This window comes from Agromyces neolithicus, from assembly GCF_039529735.1.
Classification (GTDB): domain Bacteria; phylum Actinomycetota; class Actinomycetes; order Actinomycetales; family Microbacteriaceae; genus Agromyces; species Agromyces neolithicus.
This window is the reverse complement of the sequence record NZ_BAAANJ010000003.1, coordinates 23316-28901: the sequence shown is the minus strand read 5'-3', so window position 1 is coordinate 28901 and position 5586 is coordinate 23316. Positions and strand designations below refer to the sequence as shown.

Genomic DNA, 5586 nt, shown 5'->3' with positions numbered 1-5586 from the left:
GCGCGAAGCGCGTATCGAGACCTTCGCGGCGCACTGGTCTCGATACGCTCGCCGGCGCTCGCTGCTCGACCGGCGGCCGCCCATCAGAACAGCCCCTCGGGGATCTCGACGCCGGTGAGCGCGCCCGGGGCGACCGTGAAGGTGAGGCCCGCGAGCTCGTCGGGGCCGAGCTCGGGCAGGCGCTGCGCGACGTCGAGGAACCGCTCGATCTCGGCCTCCTCGAGCGCCCACTCGGCGAGCGTGCGGAACTTCGCCACGTACTGCTCGCGGGCGAACGGCCTGGCACCGAGCGGGTGCGCGTCGGCGACGGCGATCTCGTCGACGATCTCGCCGCCGTCGGCGAGCTTGATCACGACCCGGCCGCCGAACGCCTTCTCCTCGATGTCATTCGAGTGGTACCGACGGGTCCACTCGGAGTCCTCGACGGTCGAGACCTTCTTCCACAGCTCGACCGTGTCGGCGCGATGCGCGCGCTCGGGCGAGTAGGAGTCGGCGTGGTGCCAGGTGCCGTCTTGCAGGGCCACCGTGAAGATGTAGGGGATCGAGTGGTCGAGCGTCTCGCGCGACGCGTCGGGGTCGTACTTCTGCGGGTCGTTCGCACCCGAGCCGATGACGTAGTGGGTGTGGTGCGAGGTGTGCAGGGTGATCGACTCGATGTGCTCGGCATCGAGGATCAGCGGGTACTCGGCGTGCAGCTTGCGGGCGAGGTCGATCCAGGCCTGCGCCTGGTACTCGGCCGAATGCTCCTTCGTGTACGAGTCGAGAATCGCGCGCTTCGCCTCGCCCGCATCGGGCAGCGGCACCTCGTAGGAGCCCTCTGGCCCGTCGAGCAGCCACGCGATGACGCCGTCTTCGCCCTCGTAGATCGGCACGGGGCTCGTCTCGCCGCGCATCGCACGATCGACGGCCTCGACCGCCATCTTGCCCGCGAACGCCGGAGCATGCGCCTTCCACGTCGAGATCTCGCCCTTGCGCGACTGCCGGGTCGCGGTGGTCGTGTGCAGCGCCTGGCCGATGGCCTGGAAGATCGTCTCTTGATCGAGGCCGAGCAGCGTGCCGATGCCTGCCGCGGCCGAGGGGCCCAGGTGAGCGACGTGGTCGATCTTGTGCGCGTGCAGCGAGATCGCCTTGACGAGGTCGATCTGCACCTCGTAACCCGTGGCGATGCCGCGCACGAGGTCGCGCCCCGTGAGCCCGCGCTTCGCCGCGAGGTGCTGCGCGACCGCCGTGATCGGCGGGATGTTGTCGCCGGGGTGCGAGTACTCGGCCGCGAGGAAGGTGTCGTGGTAGTCGAGCTCGCGCACCGCGACCCCGTTGGCCCACGCGGCCCATTCGGGCGAGGTGTGGCGCGCCGCATCGGCACCGAACACCGTCGCACCGTCGCCACCGATCGAAACCGGGTGCGACAGCGCCTGGCTGCGGGCCGAGACGACGGGCTTGCGGGCGATCGACGCCGCGGCCACCGCCGCGTTGTCGATCACGCGGTTCACGACCATGTCGATCACGTCGTCGTCGAGCTCGACCGGGTCGGTCGCGACGCCCGCGAGCTGCCACGCGAGCTGGCCCTCTCGGGCGAGGTTCTCGTCGCTGCGGTGCGTTCGGACGTGGTGCAGATGCATGGTGGACCTTTCTCGGTGTTCCATCGGTCAGGCTACGCGGTGCCCGTCGGGCTGACGAGCCTCGATCGAGGCGAGTGCGTGACGAAGGCTCATGTGCAGGTGCACGTGAGTGGCGTGGGCCGCGAGCGACGCGTCGCCGGCGATGATCGCCTCGACGATGAGCAGGTGCTCGGATGCCGCGGCGCGAAGTCGCTCGGGATGCTGGCGTGCGAGCCGCCGAACACGAGCGGAGTGCAGGCGGGCGTTGCGCAGGGCGCCGATGAGCAGCGGGTTGGCGACCGCGGCATCGAGTTCGGCGTCGAGGGCGTCGACGGTCTCGTAGTAGTCGCGCAGGCCGCCCTCGTCGCCCGAGGGGAGCTGACCCGGCGAGAGCCGCAGCCGGCTGCGCAGACCCTCGAACCGCTCGGGGTCGCGACGCATCGCGGCGAGGCGCGCGGCCTGCTCTTCGAGCGCCTCGCGCAGCTCGTAGAGGGCGGTGATGCTCGCGGGCGAGAGCTCGCTCACCTGCAGCACGCGCGGTGACGCGGCCGTGGCGAGGCCGTCGGCCTCGAGTCGGGCGAGCGCTTCGCGAACGGGCGTGCGCGAGACGCCCAGGCGATTGGCCTGCTCGACCTCGGCGAGCGCCGTTCCCGGCGCGAGCACGCCGTCGAGGATCTCCTCGCGCAGCACGCGGTAGGCGCGATCACTGGCTCGCATCGACCCCCCTTCCCGCTTCTATGTATACACTGAGCTGCGGTTCGCTGCAATCTCACGTTAGTTTGAGCCAGTGTGTATACAGGTGAGGGTTACGATCTCGAGATGCGCACTCCCGGCCGGCGCCCACCCATCCGTGGGACGATTGAAGGGATGAGCATGAGCGACCTCCGCCGCGACTTCCCGGCCTTCGACCCGGCACCCGACGGCGCCACCCCCACGGCCTACCTCGACTCGGCCGCCACGTCGCAGCGACCGCGTCAGGTGCTCGACGCTGAGCGCGACTATCTCGAGCGCCACCTCGCCCCCGTGCACCGCGGCGCGAGCGCTGCCGTCGGCCTCTCGACGACGATCTTCGAAGACGCCCGCGCGACCGTCGCCCGATTCGTCGGCGCCGGCGAGCGCGAGATCGTGTACGCCGAGAATGCGACCGACGCCATCAACATGGTCGCGCTCGGCATCGCAGATGCGAGCGCGGCGCTGGGAGGGGCATCCGCTCGCCCGCTCGCCCTCGAACCCGGCGACGAGATCGTGATCACCGAGGCCGAGCACCACGCCAACCTCATTCCGTGGCAGCGCCTCGCGGCCAAGACCGGCGCGCACCTGCGCGCGGTGCGGGTCGACGAGCACGGGCTGTGGACGGCCGACGACCTCGCCGCAGAGCTCAGCGACCGCACCCGCATCGTCGCCGTCGCCGAGGTGTCGAATGTCACGGGGTACCTCGCACCGGTCGCCGACGTGGTATCGCTCGCGCACGCCCGCGGCGCACTGGTCGTGCTCGACGCGTGCCAGTCGGTGCCGCACCGGCCCACCGACTTCGGCGCGATGGGCGTCGACTTCGCCGCCTTCTCGGGCCACAAGATGCTCGGGCCGAACGGCATCGGCGTGCTCTACGGCCGTGACGAGCTGCTCGACGTGCTGCCCCCCGCCCGCACGGGCGGATCGACCATCACGCGTGTCACGCTCGAGACCGCCGAGTTCCTGCCGTCGCCGCACCGCTTCGAGGCCGGCACGCAGCCCGTGTCGCAGGCGGTCGCCCTCGCCGAGGCCGTGCGGTACCTCGAGGCCATCGGCATGGAACATGTCGCGCGGCACGAGTCCGACCTCGCGGCGCGCATCGTCGACGGGGTCGCGGCACTGCCCGGGGTTCGCATCATCGGCCCCGGCGTCGGCATCGAGCGGGCCGGGCTCGTGGCCGTCTCGGTCGACGGGGTGCACGCCCACGACGTCGGCCAGTTCCTCGATGACGCCGGCATCGTCGTGCGGGTCGGCCACCACTGCGCGCAGCCCCTGCACCGTGCGCTCGGCATCACCGCGTCGACGCGGGCGAGCGCCCACGTCTACACCACCGACGACGAGGTCGACCGTTTCGTCGACGCGCTCGCCGGGGTGCGCCGATTCTTCGGCGTCGCGGATGTCCCTGAGCGGGCGATCATCGCATGAGCGGGGGTCACGCGTGAGTTGGCTCGAGGGGCTCTACCAGCAGATCATCCTCGACCAGGCGAAGGCGCGACACGGCGACGGCCCCCTCGAGCACGCCGACGCCGAGCACCACGAGTTCAACCCCACGTGCGGTGACGAGCTCACCATGCGCATCCGGCTCGACGATGCGCGCACTCGCATCACCGAGCTCGCGTGGCAGGGCGATGGCTGCAGCATCTCGATGGCCTCGGCCTCGACGCTCGCCGAGCTCGCGACCGGCCGCGAGGTCGACGACGTGCGCGGGCTCATCGACGGATTCCGCGCGATGCTGCGCTCGCAGGGCCAGGGCGAGCCCGATGAAGAGCTGCTCGGCGACGCGATCGCGTTCCACGGCGTCTCAAGGTACGTCATGCGCGTGAAGTGCGCGATGCTCGGCTGGGTCGCGCTCGAGGCGTGCCTCGCCGAGGCGACCGCCGCCCAATAGCTCCCGCCCCGCGCCCCACCCGCACGCGCGCGCCCGCACCACCCGCACCCCGCACCCGCACCCCCGCACCCCCGCACGCGCGCACCCGCACCTCACAATTCGTTTCGGGGGTGCTTTCGCGCAAGTTCAGGGCCCTGAGCGCGTGACTTCTGGCGGAAAAGCACCCCCGAAACGCAATGGGCTCGCGCCGCGCCCGCACACCCGCGCCCCCGCACGCGCGCACCCGCACCTCACAATTCGTTCCGGGGGTGCTTTCGCGCAAGTTCAGGGCCCTGAGCGCGTGATTTCTGGCGGGAAAGCACCCCCGAAACGCAATGGGCTCGCGCGGCGCCCGAGCGCGAGGCTCCGGGTGCAGGCGTCAGTGCTTGCTGCCGCTGAACGCGAGCACGCCGCCGAGCCCGATCATCATGACCCCGCCGGTCGCGGCGAGGTGCGAGGCGCGGCGCGGCGAGCGGCCGAACCAGTCTCGTGCGGCGCTCGCGGCGAGTGCCCACACCGAGTCGCAGATGAGCGCGAGCACGATGAACACGACGCCGAGCTCGAACAGTTGCAGTGGAATCGATCCGGCGCCGAACGACACGAACTGCGGCAGCACGGCCACGAAGAACGCGATCGTCTTCGGATTCGTGACGCCGACGACGAAACCCTCGCCGAGCTGGCGCCAGTGCGAGCGGGGCGGCGCCTGGCCGTTGACCGCGTCGGCGGCGTCGGCCCGATGGCGGATCGCCTGCACGCCCAGGAAGACGAGGTACGCCGCGCCGACGAACTTGATGATCGTGAAGACGACCACCGACTGGGCGACGAGCGCGCCGACCCCGAGCGCGACCGCGGCCACGAGCGGCACCATGCCGATCGCGTTGCCCACGACGCTCAATAGTCCGCCGAGTCGACCGAGCGCAAGCGAGCGCCCGATCACGAACAGCACGCTCGGACCGGGGATCACGATGAGCACGACCGACGCGATCACGAACGCCCACAGGTTCTCGACTGGCACCATCTGAGCAGGGTAGCCCCGATGGGCGCTACGGTGGCACTCGTGAGCGACCACATCTCTGCGACCGTCGCCGACGGTGTCGGCCATGTGACGCTCGACCGTCCCCAGGCGCTCAACGCGCTTTCGTTCGAGATGATCAGGGCGCTCACCGCGATCTTCGACGCTTGGCGCGACGACTCCGAGGTCGGCGTCATCGTGCTCGACGGCGCCGGCGAACGCGGATTCTGCGCCGGCGGCGACGTCCGCGAGCTCTACGTCTACGCGACCAACGACGCCCATTCCGAGGCTCACGAGTTCTTCCGAACCGAGTACCGGCTCGACGCGGCGATCGCCCGCTACCCCAAACCGGTCGTCGCGATCATGGACGGCATCAC

At 70.7% G+C, this 5586-nt stretch carries 6 protein-coding genes; 3 read left to right on the top strand and 3 right to left on the bottom strand.

Annotated features, from left to right (window positions below; genetic code table 11):
• Positions 1-83: 83 nt before the first annotated feature.
• Together ABD164_RS05290 and ABD164_RS05285 are read right to left on the bottom strand one after the other, a co-directional pair.
• Complete coding sequence (locus ABD164_RS05290; RefSeq protein ID WP_344294174.1) at positions 84-1619, bottom strand: MmgE/PrpD family protein; 1536 nt, start codon at positions 1617-1619, stop codon at positions 84-86.
• A gap of 27 nt (positions 1620-1646) precedes the next feature.
• Positions 1647-2315: a GntR family transcriptional regulator gene (locus tag ABD164_RS05285; protein WP_344294173.1), complete on the bottom strand. Its 669-nt coding sequence runs from the start codon at positions 2313-2315 to the stop codon at positions 1647-1649.
• A 156-nt stretch (positions 2316-2471) separates the two neighbouring features.
• Between ABD164_RS05285 and ABD164_RS05280 the strand changes: the two genes are divergently transcribed.
• Positions 2472-3755, top strand: a complete 1284-nt coding sequence (locus ABD164_RS05280; protein ID WP_344294172.1) for an aminotransferase class V-fold PLP-dependent enzyme — start codon at positions 2472-2474, stop codon at positions 3753-3755.
• A gap of 13 nt (positions 3756-3768) precedes the next feature.
• Positions 3769-4218 carry a Fe-S cluster assembly sulfur transfer protein SufU gene (gene sufU / locus ABD164_RS05275; RefSeq protein WP_344294171.1) on the top strand — a complete coding sequence of 150 codons (450 nt, stop codon included), beginning with the start codon at positions 3769-3771 and terminating at the stop codon, positions 4216-4218.
• A gap of 358 nt (positions 4219-4576) precedes the next feature.
• On the opposite strand, the gene ABD164_RS05270 is transcribed toward sufU, so the two are convergent.
• A complete protein-coding gene (locus tag ABD164_RS05270; protein WP_344294170.1) occupies positions 4577-5215 on the bottom strand; it encodes a LysE family translocator in 639 nt (212 codons plus the stop codon).
• Between the two features lie 39 nt (positions 5216-5254).
• Between ABD164_RS05270 and ABD164_RS05265 the strand changes: the two genes are divergently transcribed.
• Positions 5255-5586: enoyl-CoA hydratase/isomerase family protein (locus ABD164_RS05265; protein ID WP_344294177.1), on the top strand; the 332-nt coding region annotated here is incomplete at its 3' end.